The organism is Mycobacterium sp. PTI7 (assembly GCF_056679845.1).
In genome coordinates this window covers 157083-182564 of record NZ_CM155252.1, presented here as the reverse complement: position 1 = coordinate 182564, position 25482 = coordinate 157083, and the positions used below count along the sequence as shown (strand labels likewise).

At 71.2% G+C, this 25482-nt stretch carries 26 protein-coding genes; 9 read left to right on the top strand and 17 right to left on the bottom strand.

Annotated features, from left to right (window positions below):
- Positions 1-39: 39 nt before the first annotated feature.
- Both adh and AC1MEY_RS00870 read right to left on the bottom strand, forming a co-directional pair.
- Complete coding sequence (adh, locus tag AC1MEY_RS00875; protein WP_480228876.1) at positions 40-1563, bottom strand: aldehyde dehydrogenase; 1524 nt, start codon at positions 1561-1563, stop codon at positions 40-42.
- Between the two features lie 119 nt (positions 1564-1682).
- Positions 1683-2984, bottom strand: a complete 1302-nt coding sequence (locus AC1MEY_RS00870; protein WP_480228875.1) for a helix-turn-helix domain-containing protein — start codon at positions 2982-2984, stop codon at positions 1683-1685.
- A 134-nt stretch (positions 2985-3118) separates the two neighbouring features.
- Here AC1MEY_RS00870 and AC1MEY_RS00865 point away from each other — a divergent pair, with 134 nt between their 5' ends.
- A complete protein-coding gene (locus tag AC1MEY_RS00865; RefSeq protein WP_480228874.1) occupies positions 3119-4600 on the top strand; it encodes an HNH endonuclease signature motif containing protein in 1482 nt (493 codons plus the stop codon).
- 83 nt (positions 4601-4683) lie between these two features.
- On the opposite strand, the gene AC1MEY_RS00860 is transcribed toward AC1MEY_RS00865, so the two are convergent.
- The 4 genes from AC1MEY_RS00860 to eccCb all read right to left on the bottom strand — a co-directional run bounded on the left by AC1MEY_RS00860 (position 4684) and on the right by eccCb (position 10111).
- Positions 4684-4980 carry a WXG100 family type VII secretion target gene (locus AC1MEY_RS00860; protein ID WP_480228873.1) on the bottom strand — a complete coding sequence of 99 codons (297 nt, stop codon included), beginning with the start codon at positions 4978-4980 and terminating at the stop codon, positions 4684-4686.
- Between the two features lie 34 nt (positions 4981-5014).
- Positions 5015-5338, bottom strand: a complete 324-nt coding sequence (locus tag AC1MEY_RS00855; protein ID WP_480228872.1) for a WXG100 family type VII secretion target — start codon at positions 5336-5338, stop codon at positions 5015-5017.
- Positions 5339-5414: 76 nt separating this feature from the next.
- Positions 5415-6518, bottom strand: coding sequence for a type VII secretion-associated protein (locus AC1MEY_RS00850; protein WP_480228871.1), 1104 nt, complete (start codon positions 6516-6518; stop codon positions 5415-5417).
- The gene (gene eccCb / locus AC1MEY_RS00845; RefSeq protein ID WP_480231730.1) at positions 6515-10111 is read right to left on the bottom strand and encodes a type VII secretion protein EccCb; all 3597 of its coding nucleotides are present in this window, start codon (positions 10109-10111) and stop codon (positions 6515-6517) included. Before eccCb ends, AC1MEY_RS00850 begins: the two co-directional genes overlap by 4 nt.
- A gap of 124 nt (positions 10112-10235) precedes the next feature.
- On the opposite strand from eccCb, the gene AC1MEY_RS00840 reads away from it, so the two are divergent.
- A complete protein-coding gene (locus AC1MEY_RS00840) occupies positions 10236-11420 on the top strand; it encodes an EsaB/YukD family protein (RefSeq protein ID WP_480228870.1) in 1185 nt (394 codons plus the stop codon).
- Complete coding sequence (mycP, locus tag AC1MEY_RS00835; RefSeq protein WP_480228869.1) at positions 11417-12748, top strand: type VII secretion-associated serine protease mycosin; 1332 nt, start codon at positions 11417-11419, stop codon at positions 12746-12748. The genes AC1MEY_RS00840 and mycP overlap by 4 nt, the downstream gene beginning before the upstream one ends.
- Here mycP and eccB read toward each other — a convergent pair.
- Together eccB and AC1MEY_RS00825 are read right to left on the bottom strand one after the other, a co-directional pair.
- Positions 12701-13984, bottom strand: coding sequence for a type VII secretion protein EccB (eccB, locus tag AC1MEY_RS00830; RefSeq protein WP_480228868.1), 1284 nt, complete (start codon positions 13982-13984; stop codon positions 12701-12703). The genes mycP and eccB overlap by 48 nt on opposite strands.
- 79 nt (positions 13985-14063) lie before the next feature.
- Positions 14064-14645, bottom strand: coding sequence for a CGNR zinc finger domain-containing protein (locus AC1MEY_RS00825; protein ID WP_480231729.1), 582 nt, complete (start codon positions 14643-14645; stop codon positions 14064-14066).
- A gap of 89 nt (positions 14646-14734) precedes the next feature.
- Between AC1MEY_RS00825 and AC1MEY_RS00820 the strand changes: the two genes are divergently transcribed.
- Genes AC1MEY_RS00820 through AC1MEY_RS00805 form a run of 4 tightly spaced genes read left to right on the top strand, consistent with a single transcriptional unit; the run spans position 14735 to position 17853 of the window.
- Positions 14735-15763, top strand: coding sequence for an EamA family transporter (locus AC1MEY_RS00820; RefSeq protein WP_480228867.1), 1029 nt, complete (start codon positions 14735-14737; stop codon positions 15761-15763).
- A 26-nt stretch (positions 15764-15789) separates the two neighbouring features.
- The gene (locus AC1MEY_RS00815) at positions 15790-16449 is read left to right on the top strand and encodes a cutinase family protein (protein ID WP_480231728.1); all 660 of its coding nucleotides are present in this window, start codon (positions 15790-15792) and stop codon (positions 16447-16449) included.
- A 43-nt stretch (positions 16450-16492) separates the two neighbouring features.
- Positions 16493-17140: a cutinase family protein gene (locus tag AC1MEY_RS00810; protein ID WP_480228866.1), complete on the top strand. Its 648-nt coding sequence runs from the start codon at positions 16493-16495 to the stop codon at positions 17138-17140.
- A gap of 44 nt (positions 17141-17184) precedes the next feature.
- Complete coding sequence (locus AC1MEY_RS00805) at positions 17185-17853, top strand: cutinase family protein (protein WP_480228865.1); 669 nt, start codon at positions 17185-17187, stop codon at positions 17851-17853.
- Here AC1MEY_RS00805 and truA read toward each other — a convergent pair.
- From truA to infA, 8 genes are all read right to left on the bottom strand, one after another.
- On the bottom strand, positions 17850-18743 hold the full coding sequence (truA, locus tag AC1MEY_RS00800; protein ID WP_480228864.1) for a tRNA pseudouridine(38-40) synthase TruA: 894 nt from the start codon (positions 18741-18743) through the stop codon (positions 17850-17852). The two genes, AC1MEY_RS00805 and truA, sit on opposite strands and share 4 nt — an antisense overlap.
- Positions 18744-18750: 7 nt before the next feature.
- A complete protein-coding gene (rplQ, locus tag AC1MEY_RS00795) occupies positions 18751-19329 on the bottom strand; it encodes a 50S ribosomal protein L17 (RefSeq protein WP_480228863.1) in 579 nt (192 codons plus the stop codon).
- A 74-nt stretch (positions 19330-19403) separates the two neighbouring features.
- The gene (locus AC1MEY_RS00790; protein ID WP_480228862.1) at positions 19404-20456 is read right to left on the bottom strand and encodes a DNA-directed RNA polymerase subunit alpha; all 1053 of its coding nucleotides are present in this window, start codon (positions 20454-20456) and stop codon (positions 19404-19406) included.
- An 85-nt stretch (positions 20457-20541) separates the two neighbouring features.
- Positions 20542-21147: a 30S ribosomal protein S4 gene (rpsD, locus tag AC1MEY_RS00785; RefSeq protein ID WP_480228861.1), complete on the bottom strand. Its 606-nt coding sequence runs from the start codon at positions 21145-21147 to the stop codon at positions 20542-20544.
- A gap of 17 nt (positions 21148-21164) precedes the next feature.
- Complete coding sequence (rpsK, locus tag AC1MEY_RS00780) at positions 21165-21578, bottom strand: 30S ribosomal protein S11 (protein ID WP_163797196.1); 414 nt, start codon at positions 21576-21578, stop codon at positions 21165-21167.
- Positions 21579-21584: 6 nt separating this feature from the next.
- Entirely contained in the window at positions 21585-21965 is a 381-nt protein-coding gene (gene rpsM, locus AC1MEY_RS00775) for a 30S ribosomal protein S13 (RefSeq protein WP_480228860.1), read from the bottom strand.
- 186 nt (positions 21966-22151) lie between these two features.
- Positions 22152-22265: a 50S ribosomal protein L36 gene (rpmJ, locus tag AC1MEY_RS00770; protein ID WP_003879483.1), complete on the bottom strand. Its 114-nt coding sequence runs from the start codon at positions 22263-22265 to the stop codon at positions 22152-22154.
- Between the two features lie 79 nt (positions 22266-22344).
- Positions 22345-22566 carry a translation initiation factor IF-1 gene (gene infA, locus AC1MEY_RS00765; protein ID WP_003418601.1) on the bottom strand — a complete coding sequence of 74 codons (222 nt, stop codon included), beginning with the start codon at positions 22564-22566 and terminating at the stop codon, positions 22345-22347.
- Between the two features lie 319 nt (positions 22567-22885).
- Between infA and AC1MEY_RS00760 the strand changes: the two genes are divergently transcribed.
- Both AC1MEY_RS00760 and AC1MEY_RS00755 read left to right on the top strand, forming a co-directional pair.
- A complete protein-coding gene (locus AC1MEY_RS00760) occupies positions 22886-23446 on the top strand; it encodes a hypothetical protein (RefSeq protein WP_480228859.1) in 561 nt (186 codons plus the stop codon).
- Positions 23447-23449: 3 nt separating this feature from the next.
- Entirely contained in the window at positions 23450-24976 is a 1527-nt protein-coding gene (locus AC1MEY_RS00755; protein WP_480228858.1) for a flotillin family protein, read from the top strand.
- On the opposite strand, the gene AC1MEY_RS00750 is transcribed toward AC1MEY_RS00755, so the two are convergent.
- Positions 24973-25440, bottom strand: a complete 468-nt coding sequence (locus tag AC1MEY_RS00750) for an SRPBCC family protein (RefSeq protein ID WP_480228857.1) — start codon at positions 25438-25440, stop codon at positions 24973-24975. The two genes, AC1MEY_RS00755 and AC1MEY_RS00750, sit on opposite strands and share 4 nt — an antisense overlap.
- Between the last annotated feature and the right edge of the window lie 42 nt (positions 25441-25482).

Below are 25482 nucleotides of genomic sequence, written 5' to 3'. Positions count from 1 at the left end.
CGGCGCGGAGGTCGCACCGGGGCATCGTCGTGCTGATGTCTAGAAGAAGCCCTGAGCCTTGTTGCTGTAGCTGACCAGCAGGTTCTTGGTCTGCTGGTAGTGGTCGAGCATCATCTTGTGGTTCTCGCGGCCGATGCCCGACTGCTTGTAGCCGCCGAACGCGGCGTGCGCCGGGTACTGGTGGTAGCAGTTGGTCCACACCCGGCCGGCCTGGATGTCACGGCCCGCGCGGTAGGCGGTGTTGCCGTCGCGGCTCCACACGCCGGCCCCGAGTCCGTACAGGGTGTCGTTGGCGATCGACATGGCGTCGGCGTAGTCGGTGAACGACGTGACCGCGACGACGGGTCCGAAGATCTCCTCCTGGAACACCCGCATCTTGTTGTTGCCGGTGAAGATCGTGGGTGCGACGTAGTAGCCGCCGTTGAGGTCGCCGCCGAGTTCGGCGCGCTCGCCGCCGGTGACGACCTGCGCGCCCTCGGACTTGCCGATCTCGATGTAGGACAGGATCTTCTCGAGCTGATCGTTGGACGCTTGCGCGCCGATCATCGTCTCGGTGTTCAGCGGGTCACCCTGCCGGACGGCCTTGGTGCGGATCGCCGCCAGCGCCAGGAACTCGTCGTAGATGTCGGCCTGGATCAGGCTGCGCGACGGGCACGTGCACACCTCGCCCTGGTTGAGGGCGAACATCGTGAAGCCCTCGAGCGCCTTGTCCTGGTAGTCGTCGGCCGCGGCCATGACGTCGGAGAAGAAGATGTTGGGGCTCTTGCCGCCCAGTTCCAGCGTGACCGGGATCAGGTTCTGCGACGCGTACTGCATGATCAGCCGGCCGGTGGTGGTCTCACCGGTGAACGCGATCTTCGCGATGCGATTGCTCGACGCCAGCGGCTTGCCGGTCTCGACGCCGAAACCGTTGACCACGTTGAGGACGCCGGCGGGGAGCAGGTCGCCGATCAGCGACACCAGGTAGAGGATCGAGGCGGGGGTCTGCTCGGCGGGCTTGAGCACCACGCAGTTGCCCGCGGCGAGCGCCGGTGCGAGCTTCCAGACGGCCATCAGGATCGGGAAGTTCCACGGGATGATCTGACCGACGACGCCCAGCGGCTCGTGGAAGTGGTAGGCGACGGTGTCCTCGTCGACCTGCGAGAGCGAACCCTCCTGCGCGCGAATGCATCCCGCGAAGTAGCGGAAGTGGTCGACGGCGAGCGGGATGTCGGCGTTGAGCGTCTCGCGGATCGGCTTGCCGTTGTCCCACGACTCGGCCAGTGCGATCGACTCGAGGTTCTCCTCGATGCGGTCGGCGATCTTGTTGAGGACGACGGCGCGCTCGGCGGGCGACGTCTTGCCCCAGGCCGGTGCGGCGGCGTGCGCGGCGTCCAGCGCCTTGTCGACGTCGGACGCGTCGGATCGGGCGACCTCGCAGAACGTCTGGCCGGTCACCGGGGTGGGGTTCTCGAAGTACTGGCCCTTGGTGGGCGCCACCCATTCGCCGCCGATGTAGTTGTCGTAGCGGCTCTGGAATGACATGAGGGCGCCGTCGGCACCCGGGCGGGCGTACTCGGTCATGGGGTTCTCCTGGCTTTCGAGTGCAGATGTATGGACCCAGGTATCGGATCCTGTGTGTCCTCCGTCACTCACGGTACGGTCGCCACCGTTGCAGCATGGTTGCAATGGAGCGGCCGGTGTCAGCCGATGTCGAGGTCGAGCCCCACCAGGTGACCGTGCGCATTTGCCCGCTGCACCGAGTCGGGTGCCGTGTCGTGCAGGATCCGCCAGCCGTCGCGGTCGTCGCGGCCCTCGGGCAGTTCGAGCCAGCGGCGCAGCAGCGTGAGGCTGCCGGTCGAGAGCACCGCGGCGCGCAGCGCGGTCGACAGTTCGGTCCGCAGCCGGGCAATCGCCGGCGCCACCGACTGGGGCAGCAGCTCGCCGGCGTAGCCGTTGACCGCCGCGGCGACGTCGCCGCGGCGCAGCGCGTCGAACACCTCGCCGACGTCGGAGTCGATGGGGGCCAGCAGGCGGTAGGGCCGGGACGCCAGGTGGTCGGCGCCGATGACCCGGCGCAGCCGCGACATCTCCGCGCGGATCGTGACGGCGTCGAGGTCGTTGTCGTCCAACAGCATCGCGAGGTGGTCGGCGCTGACGCCCTCGGGGTGGCGACTCAGCAGCACTAGGATCTCGGCGTGCCTGCCGGTCAGCGTGCCGACGTGTGGGCGACCGTCGGCGTCGGTGACGGTCCAGCGCGGCCGGTCACCGCCCAGGACGGTCAGCTTCGGGCCGACGGCGACGGGTGCGATGGGCCGGGTGAGCGCGAGCAGCGCGAGGTGACTCTCGACGGCGACGGCCGTGGCACGCACCAGCGCGAGCGTCTGCCGGGTCGCGACCTCCGTACCGCCGGTGAGGTCGATTGCGCCGAGCATGACGCCGGTGCTGGGGTCGTGCACCGGCACCGCGGTACAACTCCACGGCTGCACGATGCGCGAGAAGTGCTCGGTGCCGTGGATCTGCAGTTCGCGGTCGAGGGCCAGCGCCGTGCCGGGCGCGTTGGTGCCCGCGCGCCGCTCGCTCCAGTCGGTGCCCGCGACGAAGTTCATGGCCTCGGCCTTGCGCAGCGCGACGGTGTCGCCCTCCACCCACAGCAGCGTGCCGTCGGCCGCGGTGACCGCGACGACGACGCCGGCGTCGAGCGCGTCCTGGACCAGCAGTCGGCGGATGACGGGCAGTGCGGGCGCGAGCGGGTGGCTGGCACGGAGGTCGTCGAGGGTGCGGGGTGGCGACTGCTCGAGGCCGCCCCGATCCGGGTCGACGCCGATGGCCAGGCTGCGCTGCCAACTCTCGGCGACGACCTTGCGCAGCGGTACCGAGTCCAAGTAGCTGGCGTCGATCTCACCGGCAACGAAGCGCTCGTGTACTGCGCGCACGCTGGAGTCGGGCGACGGGGCCTCCACCTGTCGGAGGGCCCGGCTGCCCTTGCTCCTCGACGCACTCACCGGCAATCACTCTCCTGGCGCGCGGCCCTGTTTCCGCAGGCCACGTCGCGTCTTCCACCCTATCGCAGATGGCTGAGTGGCCCGGTGATTCCGGCTCGGGCCGCTTGTCGGTGGTGCCCAGTAGAATCGAACACGTGTTCGAGTCATCCGATCCCGCGCCGCTGCTGTTGCAGCGCATGGGCGTCGCGGCGCGTGCGGAGGCTCAGGCCGCAGCCCAACGGTTGGTGGCGATCGCGGACTTCATGGCGTTGCGGTTGGCGCAGGACGGTGAGGACACCGAGGAGTGGTGGGTCGATGCGACCGGTGCGGCGACGGTGGAGATCGCCGCCGCCCTCGGGGTATCCCGCAGCCGGGCCGGCGCGCACGTCCGGTACGCCCGCGCGCTGCGGGAACAGCTCCCCCTGCTGGGCGCGCGGTTCCTGGCCGGCGACGTCGACGAGGCGCTGTTTCGGGCGGCGGCGTTTCGGACCGGGTTGATCCTCGACGACGTGGTCCTCGCCGGGGTCGACGCCGTCCTGGCGAAGCGGGCACCACGGTGGGGTCGGTTGAACCGGACCGCGTTGGACGGCCGGATCGATGCGATCGTCGCCGAGGTCGACCTCGACGCGGTGCGCCGCCGCGAGCACCGGGTCACCGACCGTGGGGTGACGGTGGAGGGCATCGAACACGGCCTCGCCTATTTCACGGCCACGATCTTCGCGACCGATGCCGCCGCTGCGTCGGCGCGGTTGAGCGAGTTGGCCGACACCGTCTGCGAACACGACCCCCGCACCCGCGCGCAGCGGCGCGGGGATGCGATCGGCGCGATGGCCGCCGGGGCGGACCGGATGGCGTGCCACTGCCGCCGCGACGACTGCCCCGCCGGCGGGCGGGGTGTGACCAGTGCGGTGGTGATCCACGTCGTCGCCGACCGGGCCGCGCTGGCCGGGGATCGGCGCGGGGTCGCGATCACCGCCGGGTATGAGGGGTTGATCGCCCCGGAGATCATCACAGCGTTGGCGCAGGATGCGCTGATCCGGCCGGTGTTGCATCCCGGTGCGGCTGCGGAGCCGGAGTGCCGGTACCGGCCGTCGCGGGCGTTGGCGGACTTCGTCCGGGCCCGGGATCTGACGTGCCGGTTCCCCGGGTGTGAGGAGCCGGCGTTCGGCTGCGACGTCGACCACACCGTCCCCTGGGCGGCGGGTGGGCGCACGCACGCGTCGAACCTGAAGTGCCTGTGCCGTTTTCATCACCTGTGCAAGACGTTCTGGGGGTGGCGGGACCGACAGCTACCGGATGGGACGGTGCTGTGGACGTCCCCGGCCGGGGAGTGCTATCCGACGTCGCCGGGCAGCGGGGACATCTTCCCGGCGCTGAGCCAACCGACCGGACCGGCCGAACCCACCACCCCCGAACCCGGGGGCGAGGAGTCCGGTGGTGACCGCACGGCGATGATGCCGCGCCGCAGACGCACCCGCGCCGCCCAGCAGACCGCCGACATCGTCGCCGAACGCCACGCCAACCGGGAGTTCCGGATCAATCCGCCGCCCCTGCACCGCTGCGAAGAGGACTACACCTACGAGGAAACCTTCCTCGAGAACAAACGCCGCGAACCCGAACCACCACCGCCGTTCTGAGAACGTGCCTGTGCGGCCCCGCTCGGTCCTCTCCTACCTTGCGGGGCCGCACAGAGTCTGGTGGGCCGCTATTTCTGCAGCGGCTACGTCCCCCACGCCGCGGCGGCGCGGCGGTCGGTGGCCGCGACGTCGTCGGCACCGTCGCGGACGGCGTTGCCCAGCCGGAACAGGATGTCGTTCAGCGCCGCGGCGGACTGATCCCACCGCGCCTGTTCGACGCGGTAGGCCTCGGCCGCCTCACGGCTCCACACCGCGGTCAGCGGGGCGATCTGCGCGCGCAGGTCGTCCAGCGCAGCGTTGAACCGGGCCGACGTGGCATGGATCTGTTGGCGGACGGTGAACTCGATCTCGGTGAAGTCGTAGGACAGCAGCGGATCCACGGGTGCTCCATTTCGGTGGTTGGGATGCCGGCCGCTACAGCGACGCGGCGATGGTCGAGATGCCCTGCGCGTGCGCCTCGGCGGCCTCCCGCAGGGTGGTCTCGTTGTGGCGCATGGTCTCGGCGATGCGGGACAGCGCGGTGTGCAGCGTCATCGACTCCGCGTTCCACCGGTCGACCACGCCGGCGAACCGGGTCGCGGCGGCGCCGCCCCACACCGACGGCGGCACGCTCGACATCTGGCCGATGAACGACCCGAGCATCGCGCGGACCTCCTCGTTGCGGGCGTCGATCCGGCCGGCCACCGCGGACATCACGTCGAAGTCGGTGGTGAGCGCCCCGCCCCCTGGGTTGGTCATGTGGTCTCCTTCTTTATCGGTCCTGTCAATAGGACGCGGTGGACGTCGGATCGGTTCCATTGCCCACGAACCGATTTCACGTGATCGCCCGTGCGGTCCGGACGGCGTGCAGGCAGTGCCCCTCGGGTGCCGGCACCGCGTCGGTCCCCTGGCATCCGATGGCGATCCGGACCGCGCCGTCGAGCACCAGCGTCCAGTCGACGTGCCGACCGGGCCGGGTCTCGCGATACGTCATCGCGGCCACGCCGGCCACCTCCGCCGCCGGGTCGAACGCCGTGAACACGGTCTCGGACTGCGCCGCCAACGCGGTGCGCACCACGTCGGCGGCGGCACTCAACGGCTGCCCCGCAGGGATCGGAGACTGCGTGAGGTGGATGACCTCACCCGCCGGCGACATCACCTCCACCCTCGCCGACCCAGGACCGTCGACGATGCGTTCGGCCACCCAGTCCGCCGGTACCTCGACGGCCACTCGCCCCTCGACCAGCCACGTGGTCGCGGGCGGCTCGTCGGCCTCCGCGCCATGCCACACCGCGGCGCCGCACAGCGCCACGACCACCGCACTCGCGGCCGCGGCCACGGCCACGCGTGGCCCGACCGGCGGCAACCGGAACCGCGACCGTCGCGGGGGACACGACCGCAGCATGTCGTCGTCGGCGACGTCGACCCGCACCCGCCGCATCCGAAGTCGTTGCGCCAGAGCGGAACCGAATCCGCCGACCGGATCGTCGATCAGCACGGCGATCGCGTCGCGCAGCTGCGTCACGACCTCGTCCACGACCTCGGGTTGCCGCCCCACCCTCGGCACCAGCACGGTGTCCCGGCCCGGCGGATGGATCGCGACGACGTCCGGTGCGACTTCGACGACGTGAGTGCCGTTGCGACGCAGCGACTCCGATCGCGGTCTCGACGTCACGGCCAGACCCGCTCGTCGCCCGGCGGCCTCGACGCGCCCGACGCGCTCCGGTGCCCACCAGGACGGCACCACCAGGACGACCTCTCCGGCGGACGGACCGGCCGCTGCCCGCATCACGTCGGCCCAGAGGGCGTCGACCCGGACGGCGCGTTCGTCGACGAGCGCGAGTTCGTCGTCGATGCACGCCAGCGCCTCCGCCGCCGCCTCGGGAGCGACGAACCCGGGACCGCGGACCGCCACCGGACCCATCAGCACGACGGTCACGTCGGCTCCACCCATGCCACCTGGACGAGCAGGTCGGCCCGGCCCCGCCGGATCAGCAGACCGCGTCCAGGCGGTTGCACCGTCGGCCGCAGCGACCCGAACAGCGGTCCCTCGTCGGGCCGGGCGCTCATCATCAGCCCCATCGCACCGAGATCGCGCAGACGCGCCAGCACGGGATCGAACATCGCCCTCGCCGCGCCACCGGAGCGCCGCGCGATGACCACGTGCAGGCCGACGTCACGGGCGTGCGGCAACAGATCCAGCAGCTCGAGCAGCGGGTTGCCGCCGGCCGCGTCGGCGACGAGGTCGTAGTCATCGACGATCACCCACGCGTGCGGACCCGTCCACCACGACCGCTCGCGCAGCTGGCGCTGCGTGACGTCGGGTCCGGGCAGCCGGCCACGCAGCATCGCGCACACCTCGGACACGTGGGCGCGTGCGACGTCGGCCGACGTCGAGTACCGGGCCTCGTCGACGACACCGAGCAGTGTGCGCCGCGGGTCGACGACCACGAGCGACGCGGACCCCGCTGCGGCCACACCCCGACCGACCGTGCGCAGGACGGCAGTCTTTCCGCACCCGGTCTCCCCGAGAATTACCAGGTGCGACTGGTCGTCGAAGTCGACAGTCAGCGGGCACAGGTCGTCGTCGATGCCGAGCGGTACGTCGGTCGCGCCCGGCAGTGGCAGGTCGGCGAGGTCGACCCGGGTGGGCAGCGTGCGCACCGGCGGCGCCGCGCGGCCGCCGTACCGGGCGGACAGCATCGCCGCCGCGGCGACGAGCGCCTCGTCCGGGTCGACCGGCTCGGCATCCAGACGGGGCAGCGCCACCGCGAGTTCCTGCCCGTCGCGCGTGATGCCACGCCCGGGCGGCCTGCCGGCGAGCAATCGCGCCTTCGCGCGGTCCATCTCCGATTCGGCGGGATCGCCCAGCCGCAGCTCCAGCCGTGTACCGAGCTGGTCCTTGAGCGCGGGCCGCAGGTCGGCCCACCGCCCCGCCGACAGGACGACGTGCACACCGACCGCGAGGCCCTGTCCGGCCAGGGCGGTGACGGCCTCGTCCACACCGTCGAGTTCGCGACGCGCGGCCGCCCACCCGTCGATCACCAGGAACACGTCGGCGTCGTCGGCTTCCCCTGCCCCGCTGCGCCTCCGGGCCTCGCGTTCGGACACCAGCGCGGCCGTCCGGGCGAGGATGCGGCGGGCCAGCTCGACGTCGAAGCGTCCGGCGACGGCGCCGACGTGCGGCAGCACCGAGGTCGCCGCCAGGGTGCCACCGCCGAAGTCGAGGCCGTAGACGTGCACGGCGTCGGGTGGGTGCGTCGCCGCCAGCGCGAGCACCAGTGTCCGCAGTGCCGTCGACTTCCCCGACCGCGGTCCGCCCACGACGGCGACGTTGCCGCCAGTACCAGCCAGCTCGACGACGAGGACGTCGCGGCGCTGCTCGAACGGCCTGTCCACCAGCCCCATCGGGATCGACAGCGACGGCAGCGCGCCGGGCGCCTCGAGTACCTCGCCCACCTTGGGCGACGCCGTCAACGGCGGCGACCACACCGCGTGCGCCGGCCGACCGTGACCCGCGAGGCGCTCCACGACCACGTCGACGACGGCCCGGTCGGACGTCGTCGTCTCCGGGATCCGGACGTCGCCCACCCGGGCACCGGTGAACGGCGCGGCCGCATCGGCAGCGGTCGGCGCCGGGCATGCGCTCACGACGCCACCCGACACGTGCGCCGCGGTGAACCTCGTCAACCGACCGTCGACGGTCTTGAGGTAGGCCGCACCGGGCGTGCTCGGCAGGTCGTGCGCGTCGGAGGTTCCCAGCACCGTGCGGGACTCCGACGGCGAGAACGTCTTCAGCGCGATGCGGTAGGACAGGTGCGACTCGAGGCCGCGCAACCGACCCTCGTCGAGCCGCTGACTGGCGAGCAGCAGATGCATGCCCAGCGAGCGGCCGAGCCTCCCGATCGCCACGAACAGCTCCGCGAGATCCGGCTGCTGCGCCAGCAGTTCGGAGAACTCGTCGACGACGATCAGCAGTGCGGGTAGCGGCGGAAGCGCCACGCCTGCTGCCCGCGCCCGGTCGTAGTCGGCGATGCTCGCGAATCCGCCCCTCCCGCGGAGCAGCTCCTGCCGACGGGTCATCTCACCGGCGAGCGCATCCCGCATGCGGGTCACCAGGTGCGCCTCCTCGGCCAGGTTCGTGATGACGGCCGCCACGTGTCGCAGCCGTTCGAATCCGCGGAAGGTCGCCCCGCCCTTGAAGTCGATCAGTGCCAGGTTCAACGCGTCAGGTGAGTGCGTTGTCACCAGACCGAGCGCCAGCGTGCGCAGCAGTTCACTCTTGCCCGAGCCGGTCGCACCGACGCACAACCCGTGCGGGCCCATGCCACCCTGCGCGGCCTCCTTCAGGTCCAGATCGACCGGTTCACCGTCCTCGTGGACACCGATCGGGACCCGGAGCCGCGCGGAGCCGTTGCGCGGCAACCACGTCCGGACCACGTCGACCATCGCCGGGTCGCCGATCCCCACCAGCGACGCCCAGTCGACGCGGCTGACCCGGGCCGCCGCTCCCCGGTCGACCGCGGCGACGCGACGGGCACACGCGGTCGCCTCGGCCAGGGTGAGGCCGTCCGGGCGGGCCGCGGCGATCCGGTGGTCGACGGCCAGTCCACCGGATCCACCGACGACGAGCACGGTGGCGCCCGACTCGACGGTCGACACCCCTCCCCCGTCGGCGACGACCACGACGCTGCGAGCACCCGTCGACGGTGCCGCCCGCGCGCGGCGGTGCAGCATGCGCACCGGACCGGCGTCGTCCGTCCGGCTCGGGTCGCGATGGTGCGGCAGCCACTTCAGCCAATCCCACAGCGGCGCGGTGGAGTCGTCGACCACCGCGACCACGGCGACGTCGTCGGGGTGGTGGAAGACGGCGAGCTGGCAGACGAGCGCGCGGGCCGTGGCACGCGCGGTGTCGGCGTCGCCGTCCACGGCCATCACCCCGTGGTCGGTCAGGTCCACGACGACGGGCAGGTCGTCGACCGTCGATGCGTGGGCGACGAGCGTCGCGGCAGCCTCGACGGCGTACGGGTCGCCGTCGCCGCCGAGTGCCACGCTGGGCGCGATCAGCCGCATCGACGGAACGCCGGGTCCCATGCCCACGCGCACGTGACAGAAGTCCGGCTCCGACCATCGGCGTTCCCAGGTCCGGTCACCACCCGCGACGGTCCACAGCGTGGCCGGGTCGGGATGCTGCCAGTGCATCGACGCATGCTGCGCCTCAGCGCTTCTCGCGGCCATCGCGTCGAGTTCGTCGAGGTAGCGCAGATATCGTCGGCGGGCGACCTCGAGGTCGGCGGCGCGGCGCGTGCCACGCATCCCGTAGGCGAACGATCCCAGCACCGACACCGCCATCATCGCCGGGAACAGCAGCGTCGTCGGACCGCGACTTCCCGTCCCGGAGCCGAAGTACAGCAGCGCCATGCCCCCGACGGCCACGAGCATCACGATCGGCAACACCCGCGCCATCGGGCTGGCCGCCGCGGCGCGCGGCAGGTCCGGCGGTGCGTCGACGGCGACGTCCGCGACGTCCATCGGCGGTGCGGGCACACGGCCCGTCCTGAGCGGCTCCATCGTTGATTGGACGCACCGGGAGCGTCGGCGGTTCCATCGGATATTGCTGCGTCGGACACCCGTCGGGGCGGGTTAGCGTGACGCGATGCCGCTGTGCCTGTTGTCCATTCACACCGACGACGCGACGGTCGACGTCGCGCTCCCCGCGGCCCGGCCCGTCTCGGGACTGCTGCCCGACGTCGTCGCACTCACCGGCCGGCACGCCTCGGTGGACGCCACCCGCTTCCGGCTGCTCCACCCGTCGGGCACGCCCGTCGACGAGCACCTGACGTTGACGGAGAACGGCATCCGCGACGGGGATGCGCTGCTCCTGGTGACCGACATGCCGGTCCCACCGCGACGCCCGCACTGGGACGTGGCGAGGGAGGTGGCCACGGCAGCGGTCCCACCCACCGCACGGGTCGACCTCGGGTCGGGTGCCGTCGCGGTCGGCCTGGTGGCGCTGTGCTGGGCGGGACTCGGCGCCGAGCACCGGTGGGTGCACCTGGCGGTCGCGGCGGTCATTGCGTGCGCGACGACCGGCCGCGGGATGGACCTCGCGGCGGTGGTGGCATGGGCGGTGACCGGATGCCTCGTGGTGCCACCCGGCGTGGTGGCCGGCAACGTGCTGGTGGCCGCCGCCGCAGCGGGCACCGCGGCGGTCCTGCTCATCCGGCTGCGCGGGCCATCGGCGACAGTCGTTGCAGCGACGTGCTTCTCGGCACTCGCGGCGGTGGGGGCCGCGGTGGCGACCGCGTGGTCGATACCGGTCGCCACCGCGGGCGTCGTGCTCGCGACGACGGCGCTGGGCACGCTGGGCCTCTCCGGACGGCTCGCCGTACTTGCCGCCGCTGACCCGAACCGCGCTCACACCATCCTGGACGGGTTGGTGGTCGGAGCGGTGCTCGCCGCAACCCTCGGTGCCGTGCTCGTGGCGGTGTCGGCACCCGACGGCCGGGCTCTCGCGTTCACCGCCGCCCTCGCGGCCGTGCTCGCCCTGCGCGCCCGGTCCCACGTCGACCCGATCCGGCGCCTCGCCCTCCTCGTCGGCGGTACGTGCTGTGCGACAGCAGGTCTCGTCGTCACGGTGCTAACCCTGCCGAGCCTCGCGCCGTGGGCGGCCGCCCTGCTCGCGGCGGCCGGTCTGGCCGCCGGCGTCGGCCGCGAGCCGGGTCCCATGCTCGGACGGATCGTCGACGCCGCGGAGTACGTCGCCATCGCCGCAGTCATTCCGCTCGCCTGCTGGGTGGCCGGCCTCTACGCCGCCGCCCGCGGCTGGCACCTGCCGTGACCGCCCGCTGGGCACCGGTCGCCGTCACGGCGGTCCTCGTCGCCGCCATCGGCACCGCGCCGACGGCGGGCGCGGTGGGGCCGCCCCCGGTCGACGCCGCAGCACTGCCGGTCGCCGACGCACCGTCACCGCCCGGCCGAACGGAGCAGGCCGGCACCTGCCGGTCCGCGGGCGCGCGCGGCAAGGTCACGGGTCGCCCGCGGATGGACCCGACGACCATGCAGGCGCTGTGGAACCTGAGCCGCGGAGCTGGGCAGACCGTCGCGGTCATCGACACCGGCGTGGCGCGGCATCGGCTCCTCCCCCGCCTGGTGCCCGGCGGCGACTACGTCGGCACCGGCGACGGCACACAGGACTGCGACGGGCACGGCACCGTCGTCGCGGGCATCATCGGCGCGGACCCGACCGAGGAGTTCTCCGGAATCGCGCCCGAGGCGACGATTCTCGCGATCCGTCAGTCGAGCGTCGAGTTCCACCGGATCGACGACGGCGGCATGGGCGTCGGGGACGTGCGGACGCTGGCCCGGGCGATCCGGACCGCCGCGGACGCCGGTGCCACCGTCATCAACGTGTCGACGGTCGCCTGCGCGCCCGCCACCGAACCCCTCGACGACCGGGCGCTGGGCGCAGCCCTGGCCTACGCCGTCGACGTGAAGAACGCCGTCGTGGTGGTCGCGGCGGGCAACGTCGGCGGCGACTGTGACGGGCAGAACCCGGTGCGCGGCGGGTCGCCCGACTGGGACGGGGTGGCCGTCGTGGTGAGCCCCGCCTGGTACGACGACCACGTCCTCACCGTCGGGTCGGTGGACGATGACGGGCGTCCCTCGACGTTCGGCGTCGCGGGTCCGTGGGTGGACGTGGCGGCACCCGGCGAGGACGTCCTGTCCCTCGACCCGGCGGGCGACGGCGTGACCGCGGAGACCGCCGACGGCCGGCCGGTGTCGGGCACCAGCTACGCGGCGCCGGTGGTGGCCGCCGTCGCCGCGCTGATCCGCTCGCGGTCTCCGGAATTGACTGCCCGCCAGGTGATGCGCCGCATCGAGGACACGGCCATCCACCCCACCGCCGGCTGGAACCCGCTCGTCGGGCACGGCGTGGTCGACGCGCTCGCCGCGCTCAGCGGGGGCGGCGCCGCTGCCCCCGCGCCGACGGTCCGCACCGTCGCGACGCCCCGACCCCCTATTGCCCCACGCCAGCACGGGGCACGGGCCATGGCGTTCGGGAGCGCTGCGGCGTGCGTCGCGATCGGTGCGGCGGTGCTGACGCTTGCGGCCGGACCGTTACGGCGCCGGCGCCGCGTCGACGCCGAGTTCGGGCCCCCGCGGTAACCAGGCGAGCACCGGCCACGGCGCCGCGATCGGTGGCCCCGTCAGCCCCAACGCCGACGCGGCGGCGTCGTCGCGCACGCCATGGACGGTGCCGTCGTCCGCGACCAGGTACGTCGGCCCCGTCGACCCGTCGTCGGCGAGGACGCGGGCGGCGCGGACGTAGGCCGCACGGCCGGACGGCATTGCCGCGCGGTCGATCTGAGGCCCGGCGCCGTCGGCCCGGGGCAGGACGATCGCGCCCTCGACGTCGGCGGGCGTGCCCACCGACACCACCGGATTCGGCGACGCGCCGGCGCGCCAGCGCACGCAGACCGCGGGTCCGGTGGCAGGCGTCCGGGCGCGGTCGGGCAGGTGGCCGACCGCGAGCCGGTCCACGGTGGGCGTGGCCGCGATGGCCGCCGGGGACACCGCGGGGACCCCGACCGACGCGCCCGCGTAGGTGAGCCTGATCAGATCGGCGGCCACCTCGCCGACGCGCTGGACGCCGTCGGCCAGGACGACGTACAGGTCGGTCGCGCCGGTGCCGACCACCTGCACGACGGACCCCACGGTCGCACCCATCGGACCGACGGAGCCCGACCGCTCGACCGGCGGGGCGGCGATCGGCGCCACCTCGGGCACCGTGTCGAGCAGCGCACGCGAAACCGGTTGCGGCCTAACGCCGTCGAGTCGCAGCGAGCGCACGACGGCGGCGTTGCGCAGGTCCACCGCCGCGCGGCGACCGTCGTACAGCAGGTAGGTGATCGCGGCGCTCTCGCCGCGCGGCGTGACGAGGACGCTGCGGCCCGGGTCGAGCCGCTCGGCGGGGGACGTACCGTCACCGGCGGTCACCAGGGTGTCGCGGCCGTCGCACACGGTCCAGGTGTCCCATGCCGCGGTGGGTCCGAGCGACGACGGCGCACCGGGGATCCCGATGGCGGGGCCGCGCCGGACGCCCTCGAGAGCCGTCGCATTCACCAGCGTCGGCGAGGCGGCCGTGCGCAGGATCAACCGCGCCGAGGCCAGGTTCGGCGTGGGGTGCCAGAGGTCGCCGACGCGGACGTACATCGCCCCGGTCTCGCGTGCGATTACGAGCTGCGCCGATCCGAGGTCACCTCGCGGCCGGACGAGCGCGACGGCGAGACATCCTGCGACCACGACGACCGCCACCAGCGCCCCGATCACCAGCGCGAGGGACTGCGCACGCAGCGGGTCATCGTGCAGCGCAACGTTCCTGCGAACCAGCGCGTGCTCCATGCGCCTGAGCTGGAGACGGCGCGCGCCGACCTCCGACCACGTGGACGTTCGACGAGCCATTGCACCCCCGGCTTAGAACCTAACCGGCGTCGGCACCCCCGTCGGACACCGATTCCTCGCGCAGCCGCTCGCGGTAGGCCGCGACGTGCTGGCGATTGCCGCAGTTGCCGGTGTCGCAGAACATTCGCGATCGGTTGCGGGACAGGTCGACGAGCACGGCCTCGCAGTCGGACGCCGCGCAGACCTTGAGCCGGCGCAACTCCCCCACGCGGATCAGGTCGGCGAGCGCCATCGCCATCTCCGCGCCCATGCGCTGCCACAGCGGGTCGTGGATGGACGCGAGGTGTAGGTGCCACTCGGGCATCTCGGGGTGCCGGGTCAGCCAAGGCGAGGCGCGGGTGTCGCTCAGCAGCGCGTTGACCTGACCGACGGTGCGTTCCTCGTCGCCGGCGACCGCCCAGATCGCGCCGAGCCGTTCGCGCAGGCGATGGACGGACTGCAGTTCGGCGTCGTCCCGGTCGCGGCGGCCGGTCCAGCCGAAGCCGTCCAGGTACTCGTCGAGCGCGGACATGCCGGCGAGGTACTCGCCGTCGACGCGATCGGTGTTGATCAGTACACACGCGGCCCGCAACGTGAGTTCTGTGTCATGACTGAAAATCATTTGACTCATGACTCCCTTCACCGATACCGTCATGACCAACAAGCATTTTACTCCTGACAGCGCCGTCACGACATTCCTGGAGGTGGCACATGACCGCAGCAAGCCTGGACCGCGAACCCGCGGTGGACCACTTCCGCACGGGCCTCCTGTTCGCCGTCGCCTCGGCCTTCGCGTTCGGCATGTCCGGCCCCCTGGCCAAAGCGCTGATGGAGGCCGGCTGGTCGCCGACCGCCGCCGTCACCGCACGTCTCGCGGGCGGTGCCGTCGTGATGGCCGTCGTCGCCACCATCATGCGGCCGGGCTGGGTCCGCGAGGCGTCACGGCACGCCAAGATCGTCGTCGCGTACGGCATCGTGCCCATTGCCGGCGCCCAGCTCTTCTACTACAACGCCGTCGCGCACCTGTCGGTGGCGGTTGCCCTGCTGCTCGAGTACACCGCGCCACTGCTGGTCGTCGGCTACCTGTGGGTGACCACGCGACGCAGGCCCGGCAACCTGGTGCTGGCGGGTGTCGCCCTGGCGATCTTCGGCATCATGCTCGTCCTCGACGTGTTCGCCGGTGCCCACGTCAACCTCGTCGGCGTCGGCTTCGGCCTGGCCGCCGCCGTCTGCGCGGCCTGCTACTTCGTGATGTCGGACGAGGTGGCCACCGGCGACGACGACGACGCGGCGATCCACCCGATCACGCTGGCCGCGGCCGGACTCGTCGTGGGCGCCGTCGCCGTGGCACTGCTCGGGGTCACCGGCATCATGCCGCTGACCTTCACCGCCAACCAGGCCGTCATCGCCGGCTGGACCACGTCGTGGCTGGTGCCGGTGGCGTTGCTGGCCGTCGTACCGACCGCGATCGCGTACACGCTCGGCATCATCGGCATCGCCCGGCTGCGGCCGCGCTTCGCCTCGCTCGTCGGACTCGCGGAGGTGCTGTTCGCCGTGCTCGCGGCGTGGGCGCTGCTCGGCCAGGCCGTCTCGCCGATCCAGGCGATCGGTGGTGCGGTGGTCCTCGTCGGCCTCGCGCTGGCCCGCCTGGGCGACCGCACCGAGACGGTCGCCGCGGCCACGTGGCCCGAGACCCCGCCCCGGCCCGCAGCCGTCGAGCAAAGCGTTCGTCGCCGCTGACGCGGATATGTGAAGATGAGCTAGTGATCACACGCACGACGACGTTCCGGCTGGCCGCGATCGTCTCGGCGGCCGTCTCGGCGGCCACCCTCTTCACCGCCGCGCCCGCCACGGCCGAGCCCGCGGCCTGCTCCGACGTCGAGGTGATCTTCGCCCGCGGGACCAGCGAGCCGCCGGGCATCGGTCGGGTCGGCCAGGCCATGGTCGACGCGCTGATTCCTCAGCTCGGCGGCCGGACCGTGTCGACCTACGGTGTCGTCTATCCCGCCAGCTACGACTTCCTCGCCGCGGCCGACGGCGCCAACGACGCCGCGGCACGCATCGAGTCGCTGTCGGCGACGTGCCCGGACACGCGCATCGTTCTCGGCGGCTACTCGCAGGGTGCGGCCGCGGTCGACATGCTCGCCGGCATCCCGCCGCTGGGCAACAAGATCGGCGACATCGGATCCGCACCGCCGCTGCCCGCGGCATACGACTCCAGCATCGCCGCCGTGGCGGTGTTCGGTAACCCCTCGACGAAGTTCAGCATCCCGATCACCAGCTCGGTGTTCGCCGGTCGGGCAATCGACCTGTGCACCGACGGCGACCCGATCTGTTCGCGCGGCCGCAACCCCTTCGCGCACAGCGACTACGTGGGCGCCGGCATGCCGGTGCAGGCCGCGACCTACGTCGCGGGACTTGTTTAGCCCCCCAAACCATCTTTGTCAGCCAGGCGCGTTACCATTCACCGTGCCCCTTGATCTTGTTCGACGGTCCTTCGTCACCGTCGCCGCAGCAACCCTGACCGCCGGCGCTGCGCTGATCGCGCCGATCGCCACCGCCACTGCAGCGGATTGCCCCGACATCGAGGTGGTGTTCGCACGCGGCACCAACGAGGCGCCCGGGCTGGGCGTGGTCGGCGGCTCGTTCGTCGACGATCTCCGCGGCAAGGTCGGCGGCCGCTCGGTGGGCGCCTATGCCGTGAACTACCCCGCGAGCTACGACTTCCTCGCCGCCGCCAACGGCGCCAACGACGCGAGCGGACACATCCAGTACATGATCGGCGCCTGCCCCGGCACCCGTCTGGTCCTCGGCGGCTACTCGCAGGGCGCCGCGGTCATGGACGTGATCGCCGCAGTCCCGATCCCCGCGATCGGCTTCAACAACCCGCTGCCGCCGAACACCCCGGACTTCGTCGCGGGCATCGCCACGTTCGGCAACCCGTCGTCGAAGATCGGTCTGCCGATCACCTCGAGTCCCGTGTGGGGCGGCCGGTCCATCGACCTCTGCAACGGCGGGGACCCCGTGTGCGGCCCCGGCGAGAACGTCGCTGCGCATCGCGCATACGCCGGCGGACCCACCAACGCCGCAGCTAACTTCATCGCCGGCCTGCTCTGATTTGACCCACAGGAACGTCCAAGCGTTCCGCTAGCATCGGTTTCGTGATCCGTCGCCACGTCACCGCTGCCCTCGCCGTCTGCCTCGTGGCGGGCGCACTCCTCGCCGTGCCCAGCGTCGTCGCACCGAGCGCGACACCGACGGCGGCGGCCGCGTGCCCCGACATCGAGGTCATCTTCGCGCGCGGCCGCATCGAACCCCGCGGCCCCGGTCTGATCGGCAACGCGTTCGTCAGCGCGCTGCGCTCCAAGACGAACAAGAACGTCTCGCTGTACTCGGTGGACTACCCCGCCGACAACCAGATCGACGTCGGCGCCAACGACATGAGCCGCCGCGTGCAGTCGACGATGGCGGGCTGCCCCGACACCCGGATCGTGCTCGGCGGGTACTCGCTGGGCGCCGCGGTCACCGACGTCGTCCTCGCCGTGCCGTTCTCGGCGTTCGGGTTCAAGAACCCGCTGCCGCCGAACGCCGATCCGCACATCGCCGCCGTCGCCCTGTTCGGCAACGGCAGCGCGTGGGCGGGTCCGATCGGCGCGTTCAGCCCGGTGTATCGCGAACGCACCATCGAGATGTGCCACGGCGACGACCCGATCTGCGTGCCCGGCGACCCCAACAACTGGGAAGCCAACTGGCCCGACCACCTCGCGCCCGCCTACATCAAGGCCGGCATGGTGAACCAGGCCGCGGACTTCGTGGCCGGCCGGGTCTAGCGCCGCACGTCCCGCGTGACCGTGGTGCGTGACGCGAGGTCCGCATCGGCGGGGTAGTCGACCGCCACCAGCGTCAGGCCGCGCGCCGGTGCCACCGCGAACGCGCTCGACCTGCTGGTCTCGCCGAGCAGACCCGCACACCACGCCGGGTCGAGGCGACCCTCCCCGACCGCGAGCAGCGCCCCGACCACCGAGCGGACCATCGACCAGCAGAACGCGTCGGCGGTGACGTGGGCGGTGATCAGGTGCCCGTCGGACGACCAGTCGAGCCGCTGCAGCTCGCGGATGGTGGTGGCGCCCTCGCGGGGTCGGCAGAACGCCGCGAAGTCGTTCAGTCCCAACATCTCTCGCGATGCCGCCCGCATGGCGTCGAGGTCGAGCACGCGGTTCCACGGCGTCACGAAGCGGGCGTCGACGGGGTCGACCCCGTACGGCGCCGTCGACAACCGGTACTCGTAGTGACGGCGCAGCGCCGAGAAGCGGGCGTCGAAGCCGTCCGGCGCACGGACCACGTCGCGCACCCGGACGTCCGGGGAGAGGAGCTTCGCCAGCCTGCGGACCAGCGGCAGGAACTCGGCGTCGCCGTCACGGTGGGTTCGCGGGTACGCCCGCGGGATCGCGTCGGCGGGGACGTCGACGTGCGCCACCTGACCGGTGGCGTGCACGCCGGTGTCGGTTCGTCCCGCGGCGCGCGTCACCAGCGGTAGGCGGAACACCGTCGACAGTGCGTCGTCGATGGCGCCGGCCACGGTGCGCTGGTCGGTCTGCGTGGCCCATCCCGCGAAGTCGGTGCCGTCGTAGGAGACGTCCAGGCGGAGACGAACCGGGGCGAGCGCAGCGACGGGAACATGAACATGCCCGCCACCGGAGTCGGTGGCGGGCATGTTCATCGGTTCACTACTTGGCGTCGTCGGCCTTCGCCTCGTCCGTCGAAGCCCCGTCCGTCGTGGCCTCGTCGGCCGAAGCCTCGGGCGCCTCGTCGGTCGTGGTCTCCTCGGCCTCGTCGGCCGTGGGGCCGTCGGTCGCCTCGGGCTCGACGGCGGCCTGCGGGGCGGCGGCGGCCGCGACCTTCTGCGACGCGTCCGCGCGGCGTGCGCGGTTGGCCTCGTTGGTCACGGTCTTCTCGCGAACCAGCTCGATGACGGCCATCGGGGCGTTGTCGCCCTTGCGTGCCTCCACCTTGACGATTCGCGTGTAGCCACCCTCGCGGTCGGCGAAGAACGGGCCGATCTCGGCGAACAGCACGTGCACGACGTCCTTGTCGCGGATCTTCTTCATCACCTCACGCCGGTTGTGCAGCGTGCCCTTCCGGGCGTGGGTGATGAGCTTCTCCGCGTACGGGCGCAACGCCCGCGCCTTGGGCTCGGTCGTCTTGATGCGGCCGTGCTCGAAGAGCGACGTGGCCAGGTTGGCCAGCAGCGCCTTCTGGTGCGAAGACGACCCGCCGAGGCGGGGTCCCTTTGTGGGCTTGGGCATTGCGACTATCTCCTAATGTGGCCGACCCCCGTATCAGGTAGGGCCGGGACGGTTCTTCAGGCAGGTGAAGCGGGTTAGAGCTGTTCGGTCTCGGCGAAGTCCTGGGTGTCGTCCAGGTCGTAGCCGGCATCGCTGTTCCAGGTGCCGGTCGCGACGTCGTAACCGGCGACCTCGGACGGATCGAACGTGGCCGGGCTGTCCTTCAGCGAGAGACCGAGCTGGTGCAGCTTGATCTTGACCTCGTCGATGGACTTCTGGCCGAAGTTGCGGATGTCCAGCAGATCGGACTCCGTGCGCGACACCAGCTCGCCGACGGTGTGCACGCCTTCGCGCTTGAGGCAGTTGTACGACCGGACGGTGAGTTCCAGGTCGTCGATCGGCAGCGCGAACGAGGCGATGTGGTCTGCCTCGGCCGGCGACGGGCCGATCTCGATGCCCTCGGCCTCGACGTTGAGTTCCCGTGCCAGACCGAAGAGTTCGACCAGCGTCTTGCCCGCCGAGGCGAGCGCGTCACGCGGGGAAATCGAGTTCTTGGTCTCGACGTCGAGGATCAGCTTGTCGAAGTCGGTGCGCTGCTCGACGCGGGTGGCCTCCACCTTGTAGGTCACCTTGAGCACGGGCGAGTAGATCGAGTCGACCGGGATGCGGCCGATCTCGGCACCCGACGCCTTGTTCTGCACGGCGGGCACGTAGCCGCGGCCACGCTCGACGACGAGTTCGACCTCGAGCTTGCCCTTGTCGTTCAGCGTCGCGATGTGCATGTCCGGGTTGTGCACCGTCACGCCGGCCGGCGGCACGATGTCACCGGCGGTGACCGCACCGGGGCCCTGCTTGCGCAGGTACATGGTGACGGGCTCGTCCTCCTCCGAGGACACGACCAGGCTCTTGAGGTTCAGGATGATGTCGGTGACGTCTTCCTTCACACCCGGCACGGTGGTGAACTCGTGCAGCACGCCGTCGATGCGGATGCTGGTGACCGCTGCGCCCGGGATGGACGACAGCAGCGTGCGTCGAAGCGAGTTGCCCAGGGTGTAGCCGAAGCCGGGCTCCAGGGGCTCGATGACGAACTTGGACCGATCCTCGGCCAAGCTCTCCTCGGACAGGGTGGGGCGCTGTGAAATCAGCATGGTGTTGCGTTATCTCCTTCTCGACATCCGCTATTTGATGCCGGTCAGTGACCTGTCGGGCCGGTTGGCCCGACAGGAGGCAGCTCTACTTGGAGTAGAGCTCGACGATGAGCTGCTCGGTGAGCGGGATGTCGATCTGGGCCCGCTCGGGCAGCTGGTGGACGAGGATCCGCTGACGCTCGCCGACGACCTGCAGCCAGCCCGGGATCGGGCGATCGCCCGCGGTCTGACGCGACAGCTCGAAGGGCAGCGTGTTGAGCGAGCGCTCCTTGATGTCGATGATGTCGTACTGCGAGACGCGGTAGCTGGGGATGTCGACCTTCACGCCGTTGACGGTGAAGTGGCCGTGGCTGACCAGCTGACGGGCCATGCGACGCGTGCGGGCGAGCCCGGCGCGGTACACGACGTTGTCGAGCCGGCTCTCGAGGATGCGCAGCAGGTTGTCACCGGTCTTGCCGGGCAGCCGGTTGGCCTCTTCGTAGTAGCGACGGAACTGCTTCTCCATGACGCCGTAGCTGAAGCGGGCCTTCTGCTTCTCCTGCAGCTGCTGGCGGTACTCGCTCTCCTTGATCCGCGCGCGGCCGTGCTGGCCGGGCGGGTAGGGGCGCTTCTCGAAGGACTGATCTCCACCGACGAGGTCGACGCCGAGGCGGCGCGACTTGCGGGTGACGGGTCCGGTATAACGAGCCATTCTCTAAATCCTCTTCCCTAGACCCGGCGCCGCTTGGGCGGACGGCAGCCGTTGTGCGGCTGCGGCGTGACGTCGGAGATCGCACCCACTTCGAGGCCTGCGGCCTGCAGTGAGCGGATGGCGGTCTCACGACCCGAACCCGGGCCCTTCACGAATACGTCGACCTTCTTGACGCCGTGCTCCTGCGCCTTGCGGGCAGCGTTCTCGGCGGCGAGCTGGGCGGCGAACGGCGTCGACTTGCGCGAGCCCTTGAAGCCCACGTGGCCCGACGAGGCCCAGGCGATGACGTTGCCCTGGGGGTCGGTGATCGACACGATCGTGTTGTTGAAGGTGCTCTTGATGTGAGCGGCGCCGTGCGGGACGTTCTTCTTTTCCTTGCGGCGCGTCTTCTGGCCCTTCTTGGGGCCACCTGTCTTCTTCGCGGTTGCCATCTGGGGTTACCTGGCCTTCTTCTTGCCGGCGATGGTGCGCTTCGGGCCCTTGCGGGTGCGCGCGTTGGTCTTGGTGCGCTGGCCGCGGACCGGGAGGCCGCGACGGTGGCGCAGACCCTGGTAGCAGCCGATCTCGATCTTGCGACGGATGTCGGCTTGGACCTCGCGGCGGAGATCGCCCTCGACCTTGATGTCGGGGTTGCCTTCGATGTAGTCACGCAGCTGCGTGACCTGGTCGTCGGTCAGGTCCTTGGTGCGCAGGTCCCGGTCGATGCCGGTGCCGGCCAGGATTTCCTGGGAGCGGGTACGGCCGATGCCGTAGATGTAGGTCAGCGCGATCTCCATGCGCTTGTCACGCGGGAGATCTACGCCCAGTAGACGTGCCACAGGGGTGGTTTTCCTTTTTCTATGCGGAGGTCTGTTCCCAGTCCGTTCCCCCCGTGTCGAGCTGTTTGGGGGATCCGGCCTCCGTGCCGGACGTTCAGGGCGGCGCAACCTCTAAAGATTCACGCCGCTCAGTGGTACTGGGAGGTCTGCATTCAGTTGTGGATGGTTCGGGGCCTGAGCTCGCGCTCAGCCCTGCCGCTGCTTGTGACGGGGATCGGAGCAGATCACCATGACCCGCCCATGCCGGCGGATCACCCTGCACTTGTCGCAGATCGGCTTGACGCTCGGGTTCACCTTCACGGCTGTGTCGATCCTTCGTGGTCTAGCGGTGCCGCGCGCATGCGCACGTCACGTGTCGTGGTTGTGGGTAGGACGCGGGTTACTTGTATCGGTACACGATGCGGCCCCGGGACAGGTCGTATGGAGACAGCTCCACCACGACGCGGTCCTCGGGCAGGATGCGGATGTAGTGCTGCCGCATCTTGCCGCTGATGTGAGCGAGTACCTTGTGTCCGTTCTCCAGCTCAATGCGGAACATCGCATTGGGCAGAGGCTCGACCACGCGGCCCTCGACCTCGATGGCACCGTCTTTCTTGGCCATACTTTTTTGGCGATCCTTGCTTTTGGTTTCGTATTTGGTTGCGCCCGTCGGCGCAGCCCTCATTCCGACAAAAAACGTGAGCCGGATCGGGAGAATTCCCCGGGATTCCGAGACCGTGCACGCAAGAAGTCGGCGCGGAAGCCGCACCGTTGGTCCATGGTACGCGCTCGGACGGCCCTCCCAAAATCGCGTCACCACGGGCGGGCGGGAGGTGGGAGGATCTAGATCAGCAGGTCCACCCGGGGGTGTCACCACGCACGTTACGGGTGTTCGGGGAGTGACGCGAGCGGTTGGCGCGACTGCACGGGGAGGGGGACGGGTGACCACGGTCTACCTGGTGGCGTTCGTCGTCGGCGCCGTCGCCGTGCTGGCCTCCCTGCTGCTCGTCGAGATCGACGTCGGTGGCCACGGCCTCGGTCACGGCACCGGCGACGGCATGCCCTTCCTCAGCCTCACCAGCGTCTCCGCGGCCCTGCTCGGCGCGGGCACCGGCGGTCTCCTCGGCACCTGGGCCGGACTCGGTGCCGTGCCGGCGGGCATCGTCGCCGCGGTCAGCGCAGCCGCCCTGCTGGGTCTGCTCCAGGGCGTCGCACTCCCCTACCTACGGCGTCAGCAGTCCAACTCGCACAGGAGCCGGTCGTCCTACGTCGGACTGCTCGGCACGGTCACCCTCGAGATCCCCCCACAGGGCTGGGGCGAGGTCGCGTTCGTCGACGCCGACGGCAACCGGGTGCGATCCCGGGCGATCAGCGACGAAGAGGTGCCGCTGACGAAGGCGTCCCGCATCTACGTCTCCGACGTCGAGGGCGACGCCGTGCGCGTCGTCTCGATCGAGGGAGCCGTCCCCGACTCCGAACTCCCCCACAACGAAGGGTTCTGACACGTGTCTCTCCTCCTGATCGTCACCGTCTCCGTGATCGCGGCCCTGCTGCTGTTCGTGGCGCTGCCCCTCGTCTACGTGAAGAACTACATCAAGGTGCCGCCCAACGAGGTCGCCGTCTTCACCGGCCGTGGCACGCCCAAGGTGGTGCGCGGCGGCGCCCGGTTCCGGGTGCCCGGCATCGAACGCGTCGACATCATGAGCCTGGAACCGTTCAACGTCAGCATCAACCTGCAGAACGCGTTGTCAAACAACGGCGTTCCGGTCAACGTCGAAGCCGTCGGCCTGGTCCGCATCGGATCGTCCGAGGAGGCCGTGCAGACGGCGGTGCAGCGCTTCCTCACCTCCGACCTCAACGAGCTGCAGCGCCAGATCAACGAAATCCTCGCGGGCAGCCTGCGCGGCATCACCGCGACCATGACCGTCGAGGACCTGAACTCCAATCGCGACACCCTGGCCCGCAGCGTGGTGGAGGAGGCCGGCGGCGACCTCGCCCGCATCGGCATGGAGGTCGACGTCCTCAAGATCGCCGGCATCTCCGACCGCAACGCCTACCTGGAGTCGCTGGGTCAGCGCCGCATCGCCGAGGTCAAGCGCGACGCCGCGATCGGCACCGCGGAGGCCGAGCGCGACGCGCAGATCCAGTCCGCGAAGGCCCGCCAGGCCGGCTCGGTCGCCCAGGCCGAGGCCGACACCGCGATCGCGTCGGCCAACCAGAAGCGCGACGTCGAACTCGCGCGGCTGCGTGCCCAGACCGAGGCCGAGAACGCCCAGGCCGACATGGCCGGGCCGCTGGCCAACGCCCGCGCGCAGAAGGACGTCGGCATCGCCACCGAGCAGGCCGAGGCCGCCCGCGTGACCGCCCGCATCGAGGTCGAGCAGCGGCGCAGCGAGCAGGCCACCGCCGCCCTGCAGGCCGACGTGATCGCCCCCGCCGAGGCCCAGCGCCAGGCCGACATCGCCCGCGCAGAGGGTCAGCGTCGTTCCGCGATCCTGGCCGCGGAGGCCCAGGCCGAGTCCGCCATCCGTGCCGGCCAGGCGCAGGCCGACGCCCGCAAGGCGGCCGCCGACGCGCTGCGCGTGGAGAAGCAGGCGGAGGCCGACAGCCTGCAGGCCAAGCTCGTCGCCGAGGCCGCGGGCAAGAAGGAACTCGCCGACGCGCTGCGCGTCGAGCAGCTCGCCGAGGCCGCCGGCATCGAGGCGAAGCTGGTGGCCGAGGCCACCGGCAAGAAGGAGATCGCCGCGGCGCTGAACAGCTACACCGCAGACGCCGCCCGCATGCTGATGCTGCCCGACGTGCTGAACTCGGTCGTCAAGGCCACCGAGGCGGCGTCCGCCCCGCTGGCGGAGATCGACCGGCTGTCGATCATCGGCGGCGCCGGCGACGCCCAGGACGCGGTCGGCGGCATCCTCGGCGTCAGCCCGCTGGCAGTGGCGAAGATCGTCGAGGCACTCAAGACCTCGGGCATCGACGTGGCCGCGATGCTGAACAGTCCCACCGAATCGGTGACGCCGAACGGTCGGGGCTAACCCGCCTCGGCCGTCGCCTTGATCGCGGCGAGGGTCACCGGGATGCCGCTGAGCGCCTGCTCGCTGCGCAGTGCGACCTGCGCCTCGGCGTCGTCGCCGAAGCGCTCACCGAAGCCGGCGACGCCCTTCGGCAGGAACGCCCAGTCCTGCGTCAGCCGGGTGCCGTCGTCCGCCGGCTCGATCCGGAAGCCCCAGCGCACCCAGCCCTCGTTGACCTCCCACGCGAACTCGCGGCCGGGGTCCGCCGCGACCACCTGGCTGCGGGTCTCCCACGTGCGCTCGCGCGTCTCGTTGCGACCGGTGAACCACGCGCCGACCTCCGGGCCCGCCGACTCGTCGTCCCACCAGCAGGCCTTGCAGATCGGGCTCCACTGGCCCATCCGGGTGACGTCGGACACCAGGCCGTACACCTCGTCGAGCGTTCGCGCGATCAGCACGGAGTCGGAGAATTCGAGTGTCGTCATGACTGCAGCCTAGGGAGCCCGTCGACCGGGTTTTCCACCGTC